Source organism: Bradyrhizobium sp. 25ACV, from assembly GCF_054863005.1.
In genome coordinates, this window is sequence record NZ_JAVAYO010000004.1 from 512,319 (window position 1) to 533,948 (window position 21,630).

The 21,630-nt window shown below is 65.3% G+C and carries 21 protein-coding genes; 18 read left to right on the forward strand and 3 right to left on the reverse strand.

What is annotated here, in order from left to right:
• Positions 1–2: 2 nt before the first annotated feature.
• The 6 genes from RAD04_RS12425 (at position 3) to RAD04_RS12450 (ending at position 5,116) form a co-directional block, all read left to right on the forward strand.
• Positions 3–488, forward strand: coding sequence for a GNAT family N-acetyltransferase (locus RAD04_RS12425; RefSeq protein ID WP_461624020.1), 486 nt, complete (start codon positions 3–5; stop codon positions 486–488).
• Positions 488–1,000, forward strand: coding sequence for a dihydrofolate reductase (locus tag RAD04_RS12430; protein ID WP_461624021.1), 513 nt, complete (start codon positions 488–490; stop codon positions 998–1,000). Before RAD04_RS12425 ends, RAD04_RS12430 begins: the two co-directional genes overlap by 1 nt.
• Positions 1,001–1,152: 152 nt before the next feature.
• Positions 1,153–2,289: an FtsH protease activity modulator HflK gene (hflK, locus tag RAD04_RS12435; protein ID WP_018319714.1), complete on the forward strand. Its 1,137-nt coding sequence runs from the start codon at positions 1,153–1,155 to the stop codon at positions 2,287–2,289.
• The gene (gene hflC / locus RAD04_RS12440; protein WP_461617832.1) at positions 2,286–3,182 is read left to right on the forward strand and encodes a protease modulator HflC; all 897 of its coding nucleotides are present in this window, start codon (positions 2,286–2,288) and stop codon (positions 3,180–3,182) included. The genes hflK and hflC overlap by 4 nt, the downstream gene beginning before the upstream one ends.
• 68 nt (positions 3,183–3,250) lie before the next feature.
• A complete protein-coding gene (locus RAD04_RS12445) occupies positions 3,251–3,457 on the forward strand; it encodes a DUF2065 domain-containing protein (RefSeq protein ID WP_028145452.1) in 207 nt (68 codons plus the stop codon).
• Positions 3,458–3,598: 141 nt separating this feature from the next.
• Positions 3,599–5,116 (forward strand): Do family serine endopeptidase, encoded by a 1,518-nt coding sequence (locus RAD04_RS12450; RefSeq protein ID WP_461624022.1) that lies wholly within the window; start codon positions 3,599–3,601, stop codon positions 5,114–5,116.
• Between the two features lie 95 nt (positions 5,117–5,211).
• Here RAD04_RS12450 and serB read toward each other — a convergent pair whose 3' ends face one another.
• On the reverse strand, positions 5,212–6,117 hold the full coding sequence (gene serB, locus RAD04_RS12455) for a phosphoserine phosphatase SerB (protein WP_461617834.1): 906 nt from the start codon (positions 6,115–6,117) through the stop codon (positions 5,212–5,214).
• Positions 6,118–6,128: 11 nt separating this feature from the next.
• On the opposite strand from serB, the gene miaA reads away from it, so the two are divergent.
• The 10 genes from miaA to RAD04_RS12505 all read left to right on the forward strand — a co-directional run bounded on the left by miaA (position 6,129) and on the right by RAD04_RS12505 (position 17,233).
• On the forward strand, positions 6,129–7,085 hold the full coding sequence (gene miaA, locus RAD04_RS12460) for a tRNA (adenosine(37)-N6)-dimethylallyltransferase MiaA (RefSeq protein ID WP_461624023.1): 957 nt from the start codon (positions 6,129–6,131) through the stop codon (positions 7,083–7,085).
• A gap of 329 nt (positions 7,086–7,414) precedes the next feature.
• Positions 7,415–9,190, forward strand: coding sequence for an acetolactate synthase 3 large subunit (locus RAD04_RS12465; protein WP_461624024.1), 1,776 nt, complete (start codon positions 7,415–7,417; stop codon positions 9,188–9,190).
• Positions 9,191–9,194: 4 nt separating this feature from the next.
• Complete coding sequence (locus RAD04_RS12470; RefSeq protein ID WP_461624025.1) at positions 9,195–10,166, forward strand: threonine dehydratase; 972 nt, start codon at positions 9,195–9,197, stop codon at positions 10,164–10,166.
• Between the two features lie 23 nt (positions 10,167–10,189).
• Positions 10,190–10,732: an acetolactate synthase small subunit gene (gene ilvN, locus RAD04_RS12475; protein WP_011089241.1), complete on the forward strand. Its 543-nt coding sequence runs from the start codon at positions 10,190–10,192 to the stop codon at positions 10,730–10,732.
• 3 nt (positions 10,733–10,735) lie between these two features.
• Positions 10,736–11,431, forward strand: coding sequence for a class I SAM-dependent methyltransferase (locus RAD04_RS12480; RefSeq protein ID WP_091961418.1), 696 nt, complete (start codon positions 10,736–10,738; stop codon positions 11,429–11,431).
• 46 nt (positions 11,432–11,477) lie between these two features.
• Positions 11,478–12,368, forward strand: a complete 891-nt coding sequence (locus RAD04_RS12485) for an EamA family transporter (RefSeq protein ID WP_461624026.1) — start codon at positions 11,478–11,480, stop codon at positions 12,366–12,368.
• Between the two features lie 7 nt (positions 12,369–12,375).
• Positions 12,376–12,978, forward strand: a complete 603-nt coding sequence (locus RAD04_RS12490; protein ID WP_461624027.1) for a LysE family translocator — start codon at positions 12,376–12,378, stop codon at positions 12,976–12,978.
• A gap of 134 nt (positions 12,979–13,112) precedes the next feature.
• Positions 13,113–14,132, forward strand: a complete 1,020-nt coding sequence (gene ilvC, locus RAD04_RS12495) for a ketol-acid reductoisomerase (RefSeq protein WP_461624028.1) — start codon at positions 13,113–13,115, stop codon at positions 14,130–14,132.
• 146 nt (positions 14,133–14,278) lie between these two features.
• A complete protein-coding gene (locus tag RAD04_RS12500; protein ID WP_461624029.1) occupies positions 14,279–15,127 on the forward strand; it encodes an SDR family oxidoreductase in 849 nt (282 codons plus the stop codon).
• A gap of 393 nt (positions 15,128–15,520) precedes the next feature.
• The gene (locus RAD04_RS12505) at positions 15,521–17,233 is read left to right on the forward strand and encodes a sulfatase-like hydrolase/transferase (protein WP_461624030.1); all 1,713 of its coding nucleotides are present in this window, start codon (positions 15,521–15,523) and stop codon (positions 17,231–17,233) included.
• A 158-nt stretch (positions 17,234–17,391) separates the two neighbouring features.
• Here RAD04_RS12505 and RAD04_RS12510 read toward each other — a convergent pair whose 3' ends face one another.
• Both RAD04_RS12510 and RAD04_RS12515 read right to left on the reverse strand, forming a co-directional pair.
• Positions 17,392–18,951, reverse strand: a complete 1,560-nt coding sequence (locus RAD04_RS12510) for a glycine betaine ABC transporter substrate-binding protein (RefSeq protein ID WP_461624031.1) — start codon at positions 18,949–18,951, stop codon at positions 17,392–17,394.
• Positions 18,948–19,730, reverse strand: a complete 783-nt coding sequence (locus tag RAD04_RS12515; protein WP_461624032.1) for an ATP-binding cassette domain-containing protein — start codon at positions 19,728–19,730, stop codon at positions 18,948–18,950. Before RAD04_RS12515 ends, RAD04_RS12510 begins: the two co-directional genes overlap by 4 nt.
• Positions 19,731–20,010: 280 nt before the next feature.
• On the opposite strand from RAD04_RS12515, the gene RAD04_RS12520 reads away from it, so the two are divergent.
• Together RAD04_RS12520 and RAD04_RS12525 are read left to right on the forward strand one after the other, a co-directional pair.
• Positions 20,011–20,829, forward strand: coding sequence for an ABC transporter ATP-binding protein (locus RAD04_RS12520; protein WP_461624033.1), 819 nt, complete (start codon positions 20,011–20,013; stop codon positions 20,827–20,829).
• Entirely contained in the window at positions 20,829–21,617 is a 789-nt protein-coding gene (locus tag RAD04_RS12525) for an ABC transporter permease (protein WP_461624034.1), read from the forward strand. Before RAD04_RS12520 ends, RAD04_RS12525 begins: the two co-directional genes overlap by 1 nt.
• Positions 21,618–21,630: the final 13 nt, after the last annotated feature.

Sequence of the window (21,630 nt, forward strand, 5' to 3'; positions counted from 1 at the left end):
CGATGTCGCTCAACATTCGCCGTGTGCGCCCGGGCGAAGCCGGGCTCGTTCTCGCTTTCATCCGAGAACTCGCCGAATACGAAAAACTCTCGCACGAGGTCGAGGCGACCGAAGCCGACATCACTGACGCGCTGTTCGGGGAGCGACCGCAACTCTATTGCGCGATCGCCGAGTGGGACGGCGAGCCGGTCGGCTTCGCGGTGTGGTTTGCGAATTTCTCCACCTTCAGCGGCCGCCACGGCATCTATCTCGAAGATCTCTACGTGCGGCCGTCGCATCGGGGCAGGGGCCTCGGCAAGGCGCTGCTGGTCTATCTCGCAAGGGAATGCGTCGAGAACGGCTGGTCGCGCCTGCAATGGGCGGTGCTCGACTGGAACGCGCCGTCGATCGCGTTCTACAAGTCGCTCGGCGCCGTCATGATGGACGACTGGACGCTGTGCCGCGTCACCGGGCCGGCGCTGACGCGGCTTGCCGGGAGTGCGCCCTGATGGAGATCGTCTTCGTCGTCGCGATTGCGGAGAACGGCGTCATCGGCGCGGGCAACGCGATGCCGTGGCGACTGAAATCCGACATGCAGCGCTTCAAGGCGCTGACGATCGGCAGGCCCGTGATCATGGGCCGCAAGACCTTTGAATCATTGCCCCGCCGTCCGCTGCCGGGCCGCACGAATATCGTCATCACGCGCGATGCGGGTTATCGCGCCAATGGCGCTGTCGTCACGACATCGGCCGCGGACGCCGACGCGGTCGCGCGTGGCGATGCCCTGCGGCGTTCGGTCGCCGAGATCGCGGTGATCGGCGGCGCCGAGATCTTTCGGCAATGGCTCGATCGCGCCGATCGCCTCGAAATCACCGAAGTGCATGCGCGACCCGAAGGCGACACGTATTTCGACATCGACAAGGCGGAATGGGACGAGGTGGCGCGTGTCCGCCATCCTGCCGCAGGCGAAGACAGCGCCGAATACTCCTATGTGACATATCGTCGGCGGCGCGGCCATTAACCGCTTTCTTCAATGTTTACATTGACTTTTTCGTGCCCGAGCATAGCTCGGAAGACGGTCACCGCTGCGTTGTAAGGGACTTGCCTGTCCCCTATAAAGCGGACCGGACAAAGCGGGCGGGGGCAATTCCACCCTGCCGAGGAGAGCGTCGAATGCCGTGGAAGAATCAGGGCGGTGGCCCATGGGGCTCGGGTCCGAAGGGACCATGGGGCTCAGGCCCGCAACCGGTCGGGCCGAGGCCGCCGGATCTGGAAGACCTTCTGCGGCGCGGCCAGGACCGCCTCCAGCAGATCATGCCGGGCGGCTATTTCTCCGGCATCGGCATCACGCTGATCGTGCTGCTGATCGTCGCGTTCTGGCTGCTGTCGGGCTTCTTCCGCGTGCAGTCCGAAGAGCTCGGCGTCGTGCTGCGCTTCGGCAAGCATGTTCGCACCGTGCAGCCGGGCCTGAACTATCATCTGCCCTATCCGATCGAGACAGTGCTGCTGCCCAAGGCGCTGCGCGTCAACACCATCTCGATCGGCATGACGCTGATCGACGATCCGGCGCGGCGCGGCCGCTCCATTCGTGACGTGCCGGAAGAGAGCCTGATGCTGACCGGCGACGAGAACATCGTCGACGTCGACTTCACGGTGCTCTGGCGCATCAAGCCGGACGGCGTAGGCGACTTCCTCTTCAACATCCAGAATCCCGAAGGCACCGTGAAGGCGGTCTCCGAGAGTGCGATGCGCGAGGTGATCGGCCGCTCGCAGATCCAGCCGATCCTGACCGGCGCACGCAACGTCACCGAGCAGGGCGTGCAGGAGCTGATCCAGAGGACGCTGGACAGCTATGGCGCCGGCATTCAGGTCACCCAAGTGCAGATGCAGAAGGTCGATCCGCCGGCGCAGGTGATCGATGCGTTCCGCGACGTCCAGGCGGCGCGCGCCAATCTCGAGCAGTTGCAGAACGAGGCGCAGACCTACGCCAACCAGGTGGTGCCGCAGGCGCGCGGCCGCTCGGCCAAGATCCTGCAAGACGCCGAAGGCTACAAGGAGCAGGCGGTCGCCGAGGCCAAGGGCCAGAGCGCGCGCTTCCTGAAGGTTTACGAGGAATACAAGAAGGCGCCCGACGTGACGCGTGAACGGATCTATCTGGAGACGATGGAGCGCGTGCTCGGCGGCGCGGACAAGCTGGTCTATGACGGCGGGCCCTCGGGCCAGGGCATTGTGCCCTATCTGCCGCTCGGCGAGCTGACGACCAAGCGGCCGCCTACCACCGGTCCGCAGTCGAGCGGAGGCAACCGATGAGGTCCCCGGTCACAGGTATCGTCACGCTGCTTGGGCTCCTGCTCGTCGTGATCGTCGGCTACATGTCGCTGTTCACGGTGCAGCAGACCGAGCAGACCATCGTGCTCCAGTTCGGCCGGCCCGTCGACGTCGTCACCGCACCCGGTCTGCACTTCAAGGCGCCGTGGAATTCGGTGATCAACATCGACAAGCGGATCCTCGATCTGGAGAACCCGTCGCAGGAAGCGATCGCCTCCGATCAGAAGCGTCTCGTGGTCGATGCCTTCGCGCGCTACCGCATCAAAGATGCGCTGCGCTTCTATCAGAGCGTCGGCTCGATCCAGGCTGCCAACATCCAGCTCACCACGCTCCTGAACGCGGCGCTGCGCCGCGTGCTGGGCGAGGTCACCTTCATCAACGTGGTGCGCGACGACCGCGAGAAGCTGATGCAGCGCATCCGCGACCAGCTCGATCGCGAGGCCGACGGCTACGGCATCCAGGTCGTCGACGTGCGGATCCGCCGCGCCGACCTGCCGGAGCAGAACAGCCAGGCGGTCTATCTGCGCATGAAGACCGAGCGCGAGCGCGAGGCGGCCGAGTTCCGCGCGCAGGGTGGTCAGAAGGCCCAGGAGATCAAGTCCAAGGCCGATCGTGAGGCGACCGTCATCGTCGCGGAGGCGAATTCGCAGGCCGAGCAGACCCGGGGTGCCGGCGATGCCGAGCGCAACCGCCTGTTCGCCGAAGCCTACAGCAAGGATGCCGACTTCTTCGCCTTCTACCGGTCGATGACGGCTTACGAGAACGGGCTGCGTTCGAACGACACCCGCTTCCTGCTGCGGCCGGACTCGGATTTCTTCCGGTACTTTAGTAACCCGTCCGGCAAGACGGCGACCGAGACGCCGGCTAAGCCGTAAGCTAGAGGGCGGCGGATCTCGCCGCCCTTCGTCCAGACAAGAACAGCATAACGGGAGGTTCCAATCCGATGAGGTCCATTGCGTTCGCCGACTTCCTCATCGGCTTGGGCATCCTGTTCGTGCTGGAAGGCTTGATGTTCGCGGCAAGTCCCAACTGGATGCGCAAGGCCATGAAGAGCGCCATCGCCACGCCGGACAACATCCTGCGGGCGGTCGGGATCGGTTCGGCCGTCGTCGGCCTGGTCCTGATCTGGGTCATGCGGCGCCCCATTTAGGCGGCGCGCCAACGCCAAAGTGAAGGCGAGAGACCGGTTTTCGCCGTATTATCGGGGTCTTGAGGCCCGTTAAGCTCCGCGCTTGCGCCGTCCCCCCGTCAAGCGCAGTCTGGCGCCGAATCCCTTTCTCTGGAGATCACAATGACCGCTGCCACCATTGCCCCGTCCCGCTCGCGACTTGGTGTGCGAATTGGGCTGGCCGCGCTCGCCGTCGCTGCTTTCAGCGCGTTCGGCACGCCGGCTTATGCGCGCGGACCGGAGGGCATCGCCGACGTCGCCGAGAAGGTGATCGACGCGGTCGTCAACATCTCGACCTCGCAGACCGTCGAGGCCAAGGGCGGCGGCAGCAATGCCATGCCGCAATTGCCGCCCGGCTCGCCCTTCGAGGAGTTCTTCGACGACTTCTTCAAGAACCGCAAAGGTCCGGGCGGCAGCAGCAAGGGTGGCGAGCGCGGCGACAGCGGCCCGCCGCCGCGCAAGACCAACTCGCTCGGAAGCGGCTTCATCATCGACACATCGGGCGTCGTCGTCACCAACAACCACGTCATCGCGGATGCCGACGAGATCAACGTCATTCTCAACGACGGTACCAAGATCAAGGCCGAGCTGGTCGGGGTCGACAAGAAGACCGATCTCGCGGTGCTGAAGTTCAAGCCGACCAAGCCGCTGGTCGCGGTGAAGTTCGGCGATAGCGACAAGCTGCGTCTCGGCGACTGGGTGGTCGCGATCGGCAACCCGTTCAGCCTGGGCGGCACGGTGACGGCCGGCATCGTCTCGGCCAAGAACCGCGACATCTCCTCGGGTCCCTATGACAGCTACATCCAGACCGACGCATCCATCAACCGCGGCAATTCCGGCGGTCCGCTGTTCAACCTCGATGGCGACGTCATCGGCGTCAACACGCTGATCATCTCGCCCTCCGGCGGCTCGATCGGCATCGGCTTCGCCGTGCCCTCGAAGACGGTTGCGGGCGTCGTCGACCAGCTCCGTCAGTTCGGCGAGCTGCGCCGTGGCTGGCTCGGCGTGCGGATCCAGAGCGTTACCGACGAGATCGCCGAAAGCCTCAACATCAAGCCGGCGCGCGGCGCGCTGGTTGCGGGCGTCGACGACAAGGGCCCGGCCAAGCCGGCCGGCATCGAGCCGGGCGACGTCGTCGTCAAGTTCGACGGCAAGGACGTCAAGGATCCGAAGGACCTGTCCCGCGTCGTCGCCGACACGGCGGTCGGCAAGGAAGTCGACGTCATCATCATCCGCAAGGGCAAGGAAGAAACCAAGAAGGTCACGCTCGGCCGCCTCCAGGATCCCGAGAAGGTGCAGGCCGCGGTGAAGACCGACGAGCCCGCGCCCGAGAAGCCAGTGACGCAGAAGGCGCTCGGCCTGGATTTGGCAAGCCTGAGCAAGGATTTGCGCACCCGCTACAAGATCAAGGAGAGCGTCAAGGGCGTGGTCGTCACCAATGTCGACGCCAATTCCGACGCCGCCGAGAAGCGCCTCTCAGCCGGCGACGTCATCGTCGAGGTCGCGCAGGAGGCGGTCACCAGCGGCGCCGACATCCAGAAGCGGGTCGACCAGCTCAAGAAGGACGGCAAGAAGTCGGTGCTGCTGCTGGTGTCGAACGCCGACGGCGAGCTGCGGTTCGTGGCGCTGAGCGTGCAGTAACTTCATCCGTCATTCCGGGGCGATGCGAAGCATCGAACCCGGAATCTCGAGGTTCCGGGTCTGGTGCTTCGCACCATCCCGGACCGACGATAGTGTCACCCCTCCACGAACTCGTCCCGCCGATACCCCTGCGCATACAGCAGCGCTGTGAGGTCGCCGTGATCGATCCGCGCCGCCGCAGCCGCCGCTACGGCCGGCTTGGCGTGATAGGCGACGCCCAGCCCCGCGGCCTGGATCATCGCGAGATCATTGGCGCCGTCGCCGACCACGACCGAGTCGATGTCGTCGAGATCGAACGACTCCATCAGATCCACCAGCGTCGCGAGCTTCGCCGCGCGGCCCAAAATCGGCTCCTTCACCTCGCCGGTGAACTTGCCGTCGCGCACGACCAGCTCGTTGGCGCGGTTCTCCTGGAAGCCGATCTTGGCGGCGACTGCGGTCGTGAACAGCGTGAAGCCGCCGGAGACGAGGCAGGTATAGGCGCCGTGGGCGCGCATGGTCGCGACCAGTTCGCGGCCGCCCGGGGTCAGCGTGATGCGCTTGGCCAGCACCTCGTCGACGACGCCGGCGGGCAGGTCCTTCAGCAGCGCGACGCGCTCTCGCAGCGCCGGCTCGAACTCGATCTCGCCTCGCATCGCGCGTTCGGTGATGGCGGCGACGTGGGCCTTCATCCCGACGAGATCGGCGAGTTCGTCGATGCATTCCTGGCCGATCATGGTGGAATCCATGTCGGCGAGAAAAAGCTTCTTGCGCCGGGCGCCGACTGGCTGCACGACGATGTCGACGGGCAGGTCGCCGCGAAGCTCGCGGAGCCGCTGCTCGATGGCGTGACGGTCGCCTTCGAGGTTACTGTCGGCGCCGAAGGGAATGTCGACCGCAACCCCGTCGAACAGCCAGTGCGCGGGAGCCGCCTGAGGCAGCACGGCGCGGGCGCCATCGACGATGGTGGAGTCGAGCGCGGGATTGTCGGGATTGCAGATCAGCGTGGCGACGAGGGACATTTGAGGTTTTCGTGAGCGAGGGGCAAGTCAGCAGAAGCCATGTTGGCAAGGCCGTGCTTATCGCAGGCCCGACCGCCAGCGGCAAGTCGGCGCTGGCGCTGGAGCTTGCCCTCAGCACGGGCGGGGTCGTCATCAATGCCGATTCCATGCAGGTTTATCGCGACCTGCGGGTCATCACGGCGCGCCCCACACAAAGCGAGGAAGCGCGCGCGCCGCATCGCCTGTACGGTCATGTCGATGCAGCCGTGAATTTTTCGGCCGGTGCCTGGGTGAGTGATGCCGCCAAGGCGCTCGACGAGGCGAAAGCGGAAGGCCGTCTGCCGATCTTCATCGGTGGCACCGGGCTCTATTTCAAAGCGCTGACGGTGGGGCTCTCCGTGGTGCCGCCAATTCCTGCCGAGGTGCGCGAGGATGTGCGCGCGCGGCTGGAACGCAACGGCGCGGAGGCGCTTCATGCGGAACTGGCGCGTCGTGATCCCAGTGCGGCCGGGCGATTGAATCTGCGCGACCGCACCCGGATCGCGCGCGCGCTCGAGGTGGTCGAGGCGACCGGCCGTTCGCTGCTCGACTGGCACCGGGAGGGTCAGCCGCCGCTGCTGCCGAAGGACAGTTTTCATGCGGTATTTCTCGCTCCCGAGCGCGACGAACTCTACGCCCGCATCGATGCCCGCTTTGATGCCATGCTGGGCGCCGGTGCGTTGAAGGAGGTCGAGCAGCTCGCCGCCAAAAACTTCGATCCGCTGCTGCCGGCGATGAAGGCGCACGGCGTGCCGGCCCTGATCCGGCATCTGCGCGGTGAGCTCAGCCTGGGGGACGCCGCAGGAATCGGCCGCGCCGACACCCGCCACTATGCCAAGCGGCAATTCACCTGGTTCCGGCACCAATTGCCTGAGTTCGAATGGGTGAAGCCCGGGGAGGCGGGGGGATGGCTCGCCGCCGTTGTGAACGCGGCCCGCGATCCCGCCTGAGCCGCTTTTCTGTCCGGGTTCCAGAATTTACCTCTCGCCGAACCCGGGGAACACCGCTACACTGCCAAAATCGCGCGGGGACGGCCGCATCGCCTTGACATCCAGGCTTTGGCCGCTATGTTTCGCGCAACCTTTGGGAAGCCGGGCGCCTGCCATGCGTAACATTATTACCAAACTCCTTATCGCCGTCGTACCCAGGCACACCGCCGGGGGTGGCTAGCTGCCATCCACATGACAGGCGGTGTGCATGGGCCCTCTTCGGGGCCTTTTTTATTTCCCGAACCAGACACGAACGAAGCCGCTGACAACAGCGCATCCGGAGCAAGCCAATGAGCGACAAGAGCCACGATCCGAACCAGATGACCGGCGCCGCGATGATCGTCCGCGCGCTCATCGATCACGGCGTGACCGACATTTTCGGCTATCCCGGCGGCGCGGTGCTTCCGATCTATGACGAGATCTTCCAGCAGAGCGAGGTCCAGCACATCCTGGTCCGCCACGAGCAGGGCGCGGGCCATGCGGCCGAAGGCTATGCGCGCTCGACCGGCAAGCCGGGTGTTGCACTGGTGACCTCCGGCCCCGGCGCCACCAACATGGTGACGCCGCTGACCGACGCGCTGATGGACTCGATCCCGCTGGTCTGCATCTCCGGCCAGGTGCCGACGCATCTGATCGGCAACGACGCGTTTCAGGAATGCGACACCGTCGGCATCACGCGTCCCTGCACCAAGCACAATTGGCTGGTGCGCGACGTCAACGATCTCGCCAAAGTGCTGCACGAGGCCTTCTATGTCGCGACGACCGGCCGTCCCGGCCCGGTGCTCGTCGACGTGCCCAAGGACGTGCAGTTCGCGACCGGCACCTACCACCCGCCGCGCAAATCCGACGTGCATCGCTCTTACGCGCCGCGTGTGAAGGGCGATGCGACCCAGATCCGCAAGGCCGTGGCGCTGCTCGCCAATGCCAAGCGCCCCGTGATCTACAGCGGCGGTGGCATCATCAATTCCGGCCCCGAGGCGACCAAGCTGCTGCGCGAACTGGTCGAGGTCACCGGATTCCCGATCACCTCGACGCTGATGGGCCTCGGTGCCTATCCGGCGTCGGGCAAGAATTGGCTCGGCATGCTCGGTATGCACGGCACCTATGAGGCCAACATGACGATGCATGATTGCGACGTCATGCTGTGCGTCGGCGCGCGTTTCGACGACCGCATCACCGGCCGGGTCGACGCGTTCTCGCCGGGCTCGAAGAAGATCCACATCGACATCGACCCATCCTCGATCAACAAGAACATCCGCGTCGACGTGCCGATCATCGGCGATTGCGGCAATATCCTCGGCGACATCCTCCAGGTGTTCAAGGCGGAGGCGAAGAAGCCCGACATCAAGGCGTGGTGGCAGCAGATCGCACAGTGGCGTGCCCGTAACTCGCTCTATTACAGGAAGAGCAACGACGTCATCCTGCCGCAGCATGCGATCCAGAGCCTGTTCGAGGCGACGCGCGGCAGGGATACCTACATCACGACGGAAGTCGGCCAGCACCAGATGTGGGCGGCGCAGTTCTTCGGTTTCGAGGAGCCGCATCGCTGGATGACGTCGGGCGGTCTCGGCACCATGGGCTACGGCCTGCCGGCGGCGGTCGGCGTGCAGGTGGCCCATCCCGACAGCCTCGTCATCGACATCGCGGGCGATGCCTCGGTGCAGATGACGATGCAGGAGATGTCGACGGCGGTTCAGTACGAGCTGCCGATCAAGATCTTCATCCTGAACAACCAATACATGGGCATGGTGCGGCAGTGGCAGCAGCTGCTGCACGGCAACCGCCTGTCGCATTCCTACTCGGAGGCGATGCCGGACTTCGTCAAGCTCGCGGAAGCCTATGGCGGCGTCGGCATCCAGGTGCACAAGCCCGGCGATCTCGACGGCGCCATCCAGGAGATGATCTCGGTCAAGCGCCCGGTGCTGTTCGACTGCCGCGTCGCCGCGCTCGAAAACTGCTTCCCGATGATCCCCTCCGGCAAGGCGCACAACGAGATGCTGTTGCCGGAGCAGGCCAACGACGAGGCCACCGCCAAGGCCTTCGCCGGCGGCAAGGCGCTGGTGTGAGGCCATGTTCGACCTGACCGAGCTCGAGCGCGCACATGCGATCGTGGGGCAGGCGGTGCCGGCAACGCCGGCGCACGCCTGGCCGCTGCTCGCCGAGCGGCTCGGCGCGCAGGTCGTGGTCAAGCACGAGAACCACACGCCGATCGGGGCTTTCAAGGTGCGCGGCGGGCTGGTCTATCTCGAGCGGTTGAAGCGCGAGCGGCCGAACACGCCCGGCATCATCTCGGCAACGCGCGGCAATCACGGCCAGAGCCTGGCGTTCGCGGCGAGCCGCCACGGCGTGCCCGCGGTGATCTACGTGCCATCAGGCAATTCGGCCGAGAAGAATCGCGCGATGAAGGCGTTTGGCGCCGAGCTCGTCGAGCATGGCGAGGACTTCCAGGCCGCGCGTGAGGAAGCCGCGCGCCGCGCGCAGTTTACCGGGCTCCATATGGTGCCGTCGTTCCACCCCGACCTCGTGCTCGGCGTCGCCACTTATGCGCTTGAGCTGTTCAAGACCGCGCCGGACCTCGACATTCTCTATGTGCCGATCGGGCAGGGCTCCGGCATCTGCGGCTGCATCATGGCGCGGGACCTGCTCGGCCTGAAGACCGAGATCGTCGGCGTGCAGTCGACGGAAGCTCCGTCCTACGCGCTGTCGTTTGCGGCCGGAAAGATCGTGACGACCGAGACCAGCAACACGCTCGCCGACGGCATGGCGACGCGCATTCCGGACGCCGAGGCGTTCGCGCTGATCCGCAAGGGCGCCTCGCGCATCGTCCAGGTCACCGACGCTGAGGTCGCGGCCGCAATCCGTGCGCTCTGGACCGACACGCATAATCTCGCCGAAGGCGCGGGCGCCGCCGCGCTCGCCGCGGCGCTACAGGAAAAGAGCAAGTTGAAGGGCAAGCGCGTCGGTCTCGTGCTGACCGGCGGCAATATCGATTTCGATCTGTTCCGCCGTTGGGTCGGGACGGACGCGTCAGCGATGGCGTGAGGAAGAGACAAGAGGGGACGACAATGAACCAGCCCGCATCCGCCTACTTCATCGAGGACCGCCACGATCCCAACGAGACGCATACGCTCTCGGTGCTCGTGCAGAACGAGCCGGGCGTGCTCGCGCGCGTCATCGGCCTGTTCTCGGGCCGCGGTTACAACATCGAAAGCCTTACGGTCTCGGAGACCGAGGCCCAAAAGCACCTGTCGCGCATCACCATCGTCACCACGGGTACGCCGATGGTGATCGAGCAGATCAAGCACCAGCTCGACCGCATGATCCCGGTCTACCGCGTCGTCGACATGACCCAGACCAAGCGCTCGATCGAGCGTGAGCTCGCCATGGTGAAGGTGCGCGGGCAGGGCGAGCATCGGGTCGAGGCGCTCAGGCTCGCGGATGCGTTCCGCGCCCGGGTGATCGACGCTACGACCGAGAGCTTTGTGTTCGAGATCACAGGCAATACGGACAAGATCAATCAATATATCGACCTGATGCGCCCGCTCGGCCTCGTGGAGGTGTCGCGCACCGGCGTTGCCGCGATCGGCCGCGGGCCTGAAGGGATGTGAACCATGCTGGCGCGCGACTGGTACTATAACGAGCGGAACCGGATGGGGATCGAGCCCGCCGTCGCCTCGATCTACGACGCCCACGACGATGCCGATCTGCGGGCGCGCGCCGCGCTGAAAATGCTGGGTGTCCAGCGCGGCTGGCGCATCGCCGACATCGGCTGCGGCAACGGCGTGCTGGCGACCGAAGCCGCGCTGCTGGGCGCCGAGGTCGACGCCATCGACATCTCGCCGGCGATGCTGGCGCTTGCCGAGATCTACGCGCGTGATCGCAAGGCGCCCGTGCGCACCCAGTCCGCCGGCCTGCTCAGCTTCGCCTATCGGCCGGAATCCTACGACCTGATCGTCAGCGAATTCACGCTGCACCACCTGCCGGATTTCTGGAAGGCGGTGGCGATGTCGCGGATCTATCGTGCGCTGAAGCCGGGCGCGAGCTTCTATCTGCGCGACATCGTCTATGCCTCCATGCCCGACGCGATCGAGCGCGACGTCGAGCAATGGGCCGACTACCAGATCAAGAATCACGATTTTTCGCGCGAAGGCGTCGTCACGCATATGCGCGACGAATACTCCACGTTCGGCTGGGTGATGGAGCGGATGCTGACCGACGTCGGCTTCGCGCTGGTCTCGGCCGATTACCACGCACCGATGCACGGCACGTATCTGCTGCGCAAACCAAGAGCCGGCGAGCAAGGCTAGACCAATAACAACAGGGCTGCACGACAGGGCAGAACCGAGAACAACAATGAAGCCGGCCGATATCCTCATCGCCATCCTGGTGGCGATCATCTGGGGGCTTGCCTTCGTGGCGAGCCGGATCGCGCTCGACGAGCTTTCGCCGGAGCTGATGACGGCGCTGCGTTTCGGCGTCGCTGCGATCCCATGCCTGTTCATCCGCAAGCCCAAGGTTGCCTGGTCGCTGCTGATCGCGATCAGCTTTACGCTGTTCCTCGGTCAGTTCCTGAGCCAGGCCTATGGCATCGCCCATGGCGTGCCGGTGGGGCTGACCAGCGTCGTCGTGCAGAGCCAGGCGCTGTTCACGATCGGCTTTGCCGCGATCGCCTTTGGCGAGCGGCCGACGCCGATGCAGGCGCTCGGCGTTGGTGTCGCTGCGATCGGCCTTCTGATGATCTGCGGTACGGTCGGCTATGATTTCAGCGTCGCCGCGTTTGCGGTGCTGATGATCTCGCCGGTCAGCTTTGCCGTCGGCAATCTGCTGCTGCGCGGCGCCCGCGGCGTGCCGATGTTCGACCTGTTCGCATGGCTGTGCCTCGCCGCGGCCGTGCCGCTGTTCGTGCTGGCGCTGATCGCCAATGGTCCCGCGCCGACATGGACATCGCTGAGCCACATGTCGCTGACAGCGGCTCTCTGCATGCTGGCGCTTGGCGGCATCTCCACCAGCATCGCCTACTGGCTCTGGGGCCGGCTGCTGCGTGACTATCCCGCCGCGCAAGTGGTGCCGTTTGCGCTGCTGGTCCCGTTCGTCGGCTCGGCCGCCTCCAGCATCGTGTTCGGCGAGCGGTTCGGCCCGTTGCGCCTCGCCGGCATGCTGACCGTGATTGGCGGTATCGCTGTGATGGTGCTGGCGAAGCGGCCCAAGGCGTTACCCGAAGAACCGTTGCCGAAAACGGCGTGAGGTGAACATGTCCCAGTCGCTGCTCTATGCCTTCCTCATCTTCATGGTCGTGATGTATTTCACGCCCGGGCCGAACAACATCATGCTGCTGTCCTCGGGCCTGACCTACGGCTTCCGGCGCACCATCCCCCACATTGTCGGCGTCGTCATCGGCTTCGCCTTCATGATCGCCGCCGTCGGCCTCGGGCTCGGCTCGGTGTTCCTGGCCTACCCGATCCTCCAGACTCTCCTGAAATATGCCGGTGCGGCCTATCTCGTTTATCTTGCTGCCGTGATCGCCATGTCCGGCCCGACCAGGCCGGGTGAAGGTGATGGTCGCCGTCCGATGACCTTCTGGGGCGCAGCCATGTTCCAGTGGATCAATGCCAAGGGCTGGGTGATCGTGATCGGCACCATCACCGCCTTTGCGGCCATCGCCCAATTCCCGCTCAACATCGCGATCCAGACTTTAATCAGCCTGCTGGTGGGGTCAATGTCGTGCGTGGTCTGGGCGCTGTTCGGTACCGCGTTGCGGCCGGTCCTGACCTCCGAGCGGCTGGTCCGCGCCTTCAATATCCTGATGGCGATCCTGCTGCTGGTCTCCCTCTACCCCGTCTTCATGGATGCATGATGCCGCAGTTTTCCATGCAGAAACGGGTTTCCCAGGGGGCTGAAAATGCTCTAGACAGCCCCCGAAATCCGCAAATTTCACTGCCAAGACCTGACCAACGGCCGATTCTGGCCACCTGAACGAGGAAACGACCCATGCGTGTTTATTACGATCGCGACGCCGACCTGAACCTGATCAAGGGCAAGAAGGTCGCCATCGTCGGCTATGGCAGCCAGGGCCACGCCCATGCGCTCAACCTGAAGGATTCCGGCGTCAAGGACGTCGCCATTGCGCTGCGCAAGGACTCGAGCTCGGTCAAGAAGGCAGAAGCCGCCGGCTTCAAGGTGATGGAAGTCGCCGAAGCCGCCAAATGGGCCGACCTCGTCATGATGCTGACCCCGGACGAGCTCCAGGGCGACATCTACCGCGAGCACCTGCACGACAACATGAAGAAGGGCGCCGCCCTGGTGTTCGCGCACGGCCTCAACGTCCACTTCAACCTGCTCGACCCGCGCGCCGATCTCGACGTGCTTATGATCGCGCCGAAGGGCCCCGGCCACACCGTGCGCTCGGAGTATCAGCGCGGCGGCGGCGTGCCCTGCCTGATCGCGATCGCCAAGGACGTCTCGGGCAACGCCCATGACCTCGGCCTGTCCTATGCGTCGGCCGTCGGCGGCGGCCGCGCCGGCATCATCGAGACCACCTTCAAGGAAGAGTGCGAGACCGACCTGTTCGGCGAGCAGGTCGTGCTCTGCGGCGGCCTGGTCGAGCTGATCAAGGGCGGCTACGAGACCCTGGTCGAAGCCGGCTACGCGCCCGAGATGGCCTATTTCGAGTGCCTGCACGAAGTGAAGCTGATCGTCGACCTGATCTATGAAGGCGGCATCGCCAACATGAACTACTCGATCTCCAATACCGCGGAGTACGGCGAGTACGTCACCGGCCCGCGCATCGTGACCGCGGAGACCAAGGCCGAGATGAAGCGCGTTCTCGCCGACATCCAGGGCGGCAAGTTCGCCCGCGACTGGATGCTCGAAAACAAGGTCAACCAGACCTCGTTCAAGGCGACCCGCGCCAAGCTCGCCCAGCACCCGATCGAGGAAGTCGGCGCCAAGCTGCGCGACATGATGCCCTGGATCAAGAAGGGCGCGCTGGTCGACAAGTCCAAGAACTAAGTCGTCTCCCGGACGCAGCGCATCACGCAAGTGGTGCGCTGCTGATCCGGGGTCCATTGCGGCTCCTGGGTCTCGGCTTCTGCGCTCCCCCTTCGCACCACCGCCGTTTTCCGACATGATCGCGGAAACCTTGAGGGGAGGGGACCATGCGATCTGTCGTCGTCACAGGCGTGTCCACCGGCATCGGGTGGGCTACTGCAAAAGTTCTGCTCGGGCGCGGCTTCCGCGTCTTCGGCAGCGTCCGCAAGCAGGCCGATGCGGATCGGCTCAAGGCCGAGTTCGGTGCCAATTTCGTTCCGTTGATGTTCGACGTCACCGATGAACCCGCGGTGCTTGCCGCCGGTCGCCAGGTGCGTGAGGCGCTGGGCGGCGAGACGCTTGCCGGCCTCGTCAACAATGCCGGGATCGCCGTGGCCGGGCCGCTGCTGGAGCTGTCAGCGGATGAATTCCGCCGCCAGATGGACATCAACGTCATCGGTCCTGTGATCGCGACGCAGGCTTTTGGTCCGCTGCTCGGCTCTGATCCATCGCTCAAGGGACCGAAGGGCCGGATTGTGATGATCAGCTCGGTCGCCGGCAAGAACGGCAATCCCTTTTCCGCGCCCTATTGCGCCTCAAAGCACGCGGTCGAGGGACTATCCGAAAGCCTGCGCCGTGAATTGATGCTGTACGGCATCGACGTGATCATCGTCGCGCCCGGCGCCGTGAAGACCCCGATCTGGGACAAGGCTGAGCAGATCGATCTCTCCGTCTACAAGAACTCGCCCTATTTCCCGGCGCTCAACAAGGTCTTGGCCTTCATGACGAAGCTCGGCGAAGCCGGTCTGCCGGCAGAGCGGATTGGCGAAGTCGTGGTCGAGGCGCTCACGACGGCCAAGCCACGGGTGCGCTACCAGGTCACGCCAGACCCGATGAGGCATATGATGCAGGCGATGCTGCCCAAGCGGGCCGTCGACCGCATCTACGCCAAGCGTCTCGGACTGCTGCCGCAATAAGGCGGGCGCTCAGCCTAGCCCAGGCCCGACCGTGTCAGCACGGCGACCTCCGCCGTGTCCTGATCGATGCTGCGCTGCAATTGGCGGCGGAGGGATCGTATGTCTCTGTCGTGAGGGCGCGCGCTGGGCTGCGGTGTCACTGGGCGCGCCGTTCCAGCACTTGCGAGCCGCGATGCCCTCATGGGGCGGCCGCCGTGCGGCCCATCGCCGCTCGCTAACATTAAGCGAAGGTCGGATCACGGCGCGCGTTGCCTGTCCTTGACCGTTCCGTTACAGTTTTATGACATGGTGCAGGCTTCCGGCTGCGCCGGGAGCCCTAGCCGCCCTTATTCAGCCCTTGGGCCGGCCAGACGCTGGGTATCATCGCGCCGGACCAGAAGTTGCGTGTCGTCGATGGCGTCCGCGCCCAATCCAGGTCCTTCGGCCGCCACCGCCGTCCTCGCCAGCGTCGCCGCGCTCGGCATCTGGCGGCTGCTCGCGGTTGCGGCGCCGCATCTGGCCGCGCTCGCGCTGATGTACCAGACCGAGACCGATTTCGGCTCGCGCCTCTCCTTCGCGCTGGCCTGGGGCATCCTCAATTTTTTCTGGATCACGCTGCTGCGCCGGCCGGCGCTATCAGGCGCGCTGTCGCTGACCATGGTCGTGGTGCTGGTGCTGCTGTCGCGGCTCAAGCACGACGTCGTCCAGATGACGGTCAACTTCATCGACCTGATGATGATCGACCGCGACACCGTCGCGTTCCTGTTCACGATCTTCCCGAATTTGCGCTGGTCGGTGATCCTGGCCGGCTTCGTCACGCTGCCGCTGATGTATGCGCTGTGGTGGCTCGATCCGTTCCGCATCCGCCGTCTGCCGGCGTTCGCCTGCAAGCTGGCCTGCCTTGCCGCGCTGGTCGGCTATTCGCTCTATCATCCGGACGAAGCCTGGCGCGGCTATTACGACGACGGCTATCTGTCGAAATTCTTCCGCTCCGGCGTCAGCTCGGTCTCCGATTTCGTGCAATACGGCTTCATGGAATCGGCCGCCGCGACCAACGAGCGGCTCAACATGCCGCTGGTCGATTCCTGCCATCCTGCCGGGCGCCGGCCGAACATCATCATGATCCATGATGAATCGAGCTTCGACATCCGCGCCGCCCAGGGCATCAAGGTGCCGCAGGGCTATGGCAGTCACTTCAAATCCTGGGACGGCAGGCAGCGCACGTTCCTGGCCGAGAGCAATGGCGGGCCGAGCTGGTTCACCGAATACAACGTGCTCGCTGGTCTCTCCTCGCGCTCATTCGGCCGCTTCGCCTATTTCGTGACACGCATCGCCTCGAACCGCGTCGAGCGCGGCCTGCCGCTGGCGCTGCGCCGTTGCGGCTACGACACGATGTCGCTGTATCCCGCCCATGGCGGCTTCATGGCCGCGCGCAGCTTCCAGCTGACGACTGGCATCGAACGCTTCCTCGATGCCAAGGACCTCGGTGCCAAGGACGTCGAGCCCGACGGCTTCTTCTACGACAAGGCGCTCCAGCTGATGGGCCAGCAGCCGCCCAACAAGCCGCTGTTCACCTTCATCTATCTCGGCGCCAATCATTTCCCCTGGGAGACGCGCTTCCGTCCCGACCTGCTGCCGAACTGGCGCGCGCCGGGCAATGTGCCGTCCATCGACGAATATCTGCGCCGGCAGGCGATCAGCGCCGAGCAATACAAGGCGTTCGTCGCGGGCCTGAAGAAGACGTTCCCGGGCGAGCCCTTCCTGATCGTGCGCTATGGCGATCATCAGCCGGAGTTTGCACCTGCTATCCTCGAGCCCGGGCTCGACGAGGGCGCTCTCGGCAAGAGGCTGGACGCCTACGATCCGCGCCTCTACGCGACCTATTATGCGATCGATGCCGTCAATTTCGAGCCGGTCAGAAGCAAGGCCGTGATGGACACGATCGACGGTCCTTATCTGCCGCTGGTGATCCAGGAGGCCGCCGGCATCCCGCTCGATCCGTCCTTCGCCGAGCAGAAGGAGATCATGCTCCGCTGCAAGGGCGTGTTCTACAGCTGCCAGGACGGCGCCGAAGCGCGGCGGCTGAACCGCCTGCTGATCAACGCGGGGATGATCAGGGGGCTGTAGGCTCTACCGCCATCCTGAGAATCCGCAGGGTGGGCAAAGCGACTTGTCCGCCGTATCTCGAAGAGCGAAGGCGGAAGCGTGCCCACCACCGCTCACACGTATCCAGAGACCGTGGACACGGCGCTTACGCGCCTTTGCCCACCCTACGAAATCTCAACCTACCGCCCGCCCACCTTCCCCCACAGCCACTTCGCGACCGCATCCGGCGAGGAATTCGCGTCGTTGCCGCTGGCGCGCAAATTCGCTTCGCGCATGGTGGCGATGTCGATCTTGCCGAGCAGCGGTTGCAGCGCTGTCTTGAGCCGCTCGTCCCCGGCACGTTTCGGGGCCAGCAGCAGGATGGCGTCGTAGGGCGGAATCGCGTGCCTGGGGTCGTCGAGCGCGACGAGATCGTATTTCGCGATCAACCCGTCGCTGGTGTAGCCGGCGATCACGTCGACCTCGCCGCTGGCAACTGCCGCATACATGAAGTCGGGCTGCATCTGGCGCTGGGCGCGGAACGAAAGACCATAGGCCTTTTGCAGCGCCGCCCATTCCGGCCGCGAGAAGAACTCGTAGTCGCCGGCGATCGACAGCGTCGATGCGTGCGCGGCGAGATCGGCAATGGTGCGGATGCCAAGCGCTTCGGCGCGCTTCTTCGGAAGCACCAGCGCATAGGCATTCTCGAAGCCGAGCTCGCCGAGCAGGGTGATGTTGTCCTTTGCCAGACTTGTCTTCAAATCCGTCAACAGCTCGGCGCGCGGCTTGATGTCGGTGCGATGCAGCTGGTTGGCCCAGAGCGTGCCGGAATAATCCACATAGAGATCGATGTCGCCGGCGTTCAACGCCCCGAAGATCACGCTGGAGCCGAGGCCCGAGCGCGCCGTCGCGGGCAGACCGGCGGCCTGGAGGCGGTTCCTGAGCAGGGCCGACAGCACATATTGCTCGGCGAAGGTCTTGGCGCCGACGACATAGCCGTGCGACGAGCGTCCCATCGTTGGCACCAGCGTTGCGGCGACGAGCGCTGCGATTCCGGCCGCGCCGAGCGCGGTGCGGGCGCGGCTGCGGCGGCGCAGGCCGCCCTCGATCAGGCCGAGCAGCTGATCGACGGCGAGCGCGAGCAGGGCCGAGGCAAAGCAGCCGAACAGTACGAACACCCAGTTCTGGGTTTGAAGCCCGGCGAAGATGTAATTGCCGAGGCTGGTCTGGCCGATGGGCGTCGAGAGCGTCGCGGTGCCGATCACCCACACCGCGGCGGTGCGGATGCCCGCCATCATCACCGGCAGCGCCAGCGGCAGCTCGACCATCACCAGCGATTGCCGCGCGGTCATGCCGACACCCTTGGCGGCCTCGATCAGCGCGGGATCGATGCCGTTGAGCCCGGTGATGCCGTTGCGCAGCACCGGCAGCATCGAATAGAGCGCCAGCGCCAGCATCGCCGGCAGGAAGCCGAACGCCGAGAAGGACACGCCGAACCAGGCCAGCGTCACCGAGGCGGCCAGCAGCAGCAGCGGATAGAACAGCGCGAGCAGCGCCAAACCCGGCACGGTCTGCACAATGCTGGCGATTGCGAGCAGGATGGCTCGCGGCGCCGGGCGATTGCGCGTCAGGATCGCCAGCGGCAGGCTGACCGCAAGACCGAGCGCGAGCGCGGCAAGACTCACCCGCACATGATTGCCGAGATAATCGGGCAGATGCGCCAGCGCCTCGCCCCAGCGTGGATCGGAAAACAGGCTCATGCCGCACCGCTTTGCGGCAGCAGCGCGTTCAGCCGCTCGACCTGACGCCGCGGCGTGCGCAGCAGCTCCAGCACGTAAGCGTCGCTGCTGTTCGACAGCTCGGCGGGCGTGCCCTGCGCGAGCAGCCTCCCGCTGCGCATCACCGCGATGCGGTCGGCGAGCAGGATCGCTTCCGTCATGTCATGGGTGATCATCACGGTGGTCAGGCCGAGCTTGCGATGCAGCGAACGATAATCCTCGCCGAGGGCATCGCGGGTCAGGGGATCGAGTGCGCCGAACGGCTCGTCCATCAGCACGATGCGCGGCCTTGCCGCCAGCGCGCGCGCCACGCCAACGCGCTGGCGCTGGCCGCCGGAGAGCGCCTCCGGCAGACGGCTGCGATGCGCGTTGCGGTCGAGCTGCACGAGCTCCAGCAGCTCATCGACGCGCGCTGCGATATCGGCCGCCGGCTCGCCCAGCAGTTTCGGCGTGATCCCAATGTTGTCGGCGACGCTCAGATGCGGAAACAGCCCGCCGCTCTGGAACACATAGCCGATCCGCCGCCGTAGCGCGACCGGATCGACGCTTTGCACGTTTTCGCCTTCGATCGTGATGGTGCCGCCATCGGCCTCGATCAGCCGGTTGGCGAGCCGCAGCAGCGTGGTCTTGCCGGAGCCCGAGCCGCCGACGATCGCCACAAACTCGCCCTCGGCGATGTCGAGCGACAAATCGTCCACGGCTGTGAGGGAGCCGAAGCTCTTGGTGACGTGCTGGTAGCTGATCGCCAGCTTGGAAGGCATCGCGGGTGGGCTCGCTTTTCTCTTACCCTCCCCTGGAGGGGGAGGGTCGATCGCGCGTAGCGCGAGCGGGGTGGGGTGATCTAACCAGTCGGGCACTGTTGGATGAGGAGACACCGTCGCCCCACCCCGGCCCACATATCGCTGCGCTCAATGTGGACCGACCCTCCCCCTCCAGGGGAGGGTAAGAGCACGGCAAGACCCATGCGTAGCACGCTTGGCGGCTTGATTGAACTTGGCCGCGCGAGCGGCTAAGGCATCGGGCCAAGTTTGGAGGGAATACATGTCAACGCCAACGGCAGTGGCGCTGGAAGATGCCAAGGTTGCGTTCCGGCTCGGGGACGGGCGGGTTTATACGGCGGTGGAAAAGGCCCATCTCGCGGTGGCGCAAGGCGAGTTCGTCGCCATCGTCGGGCCCACGGGCTGCGGGAAATCCACGCTGCTCAACGTCGCGGCCGGGCTGCTGAAGCCGGCCGCCGGCAGCGTCAGGATATTCGACCGGCCGCTGGCGGGGCTGAACCGGGATGCTGGCTACCTGTTCCAGGCCGACGCGCTGTTCCCGTGGAAGACCGCGCTCGACAATGTCGCGATCGGGCTCGAGATCAAAGGCACGCCGCGCGCCGAGGCACTGCCGCGCGCGCAGAAATGGCTGACCTCCGTCGGCCTTGGCGCGTTCGCGGGTCGCTATCCGCACATGCTCTCGGGCGGCCAGCGCAAGCGCGTGGCGCTGGCCCAGGTGCTGATCCGCAATCCAAAAATCCTCTTGATGGACGAGCCGTTCGGACCGCTCGATGCGCAGACCCGCCAGGTCATGGGCAATCTGCTGCTCGACCTCTGGAATGCCGACCGCAAGGCCGTGCTGTTCGTCACCCACGATCTCGAAGAGGCGATCGCGCTCGCGGACCGCGTCGTGATCATGTCGGCTGGGCCGTCCTCGCGCATCATCGGCGACTGGCGCGTGAGCCTGCCGCGCCCGCGCGACATCTTCGAGGTGCGGCTGGACAAGGAGTTCCACGCGCTCCACCGCGAGATCTGGAGCGTGCTCAAGGACGAGGTGATGAAGGGCTACGCGCAATCCACCCAAGCGGCGGAGGCGGTCTGATGTCGCGTCCGACGCTGTTTGCGCTGCAAGTCCTGGTCGCGGTCGTCTGCATCGTGCTGTGGCAGGTGCTATCGACCGTTCCCGTGTTCGGCAAGATCCTGCTGCCGCCGTTCTTCTTCTCCAACCCGTTCGACGTGTTCAGCCAGATCGTGAAGTGGTTCTCTTCCGGCGTAATCTGGAAGCATCTCGGCATCACGCTAGCGGAATCGATCCTGGCCTTCGTGATCGGTTCGCTCGGCGGTGTGCTGGTCGGCTTCTGGTTCGCGCGCCAGCCGCTGGTCGCCGCGGTGTTCGACCCCTACGTCAAGATGGTCAACGCACTGCCCCGCGTGGTGCTGGCGCCGATCTTCGCGCTGTGGCTGGGGCTCGGCATCTGGTCCAAGGTCGCGCTCGGCGTGACCTTGGTGTTCTTCATCGTGTTCTTCAACGTCTATCAGGGCGTCAAGGAGGTCAGCCGCACCGTGCTCGACAACGGCCGCATGCTCGGCATGAGCGAGCGGCAGCTGATGCGGCACGTCTATTGGCCCTCGGCGCTGTCCTGGATGTTCTCCTCGCTGCACACCTCGGTCGGCTTCGCCGTGGTCGGCGCGGTCGTCGGCGAATATCTGGGTTCGGCGGCGGGCCTTGGCTATCTCATCCAGCAGGCCGAGGGCGTGTTCGACGTCGCCGGCGTGTTCGCCGGCATGTTCGTGCTGTCGGCCTTCGTCATCCTGATCGACTATGGGGTCACGCTGGTGGAGCGGCGCCTGTTGGTGTGGCGGCCGACGGCATCGGATGGGCGCGGCTAGGCGCGAGGCGGGA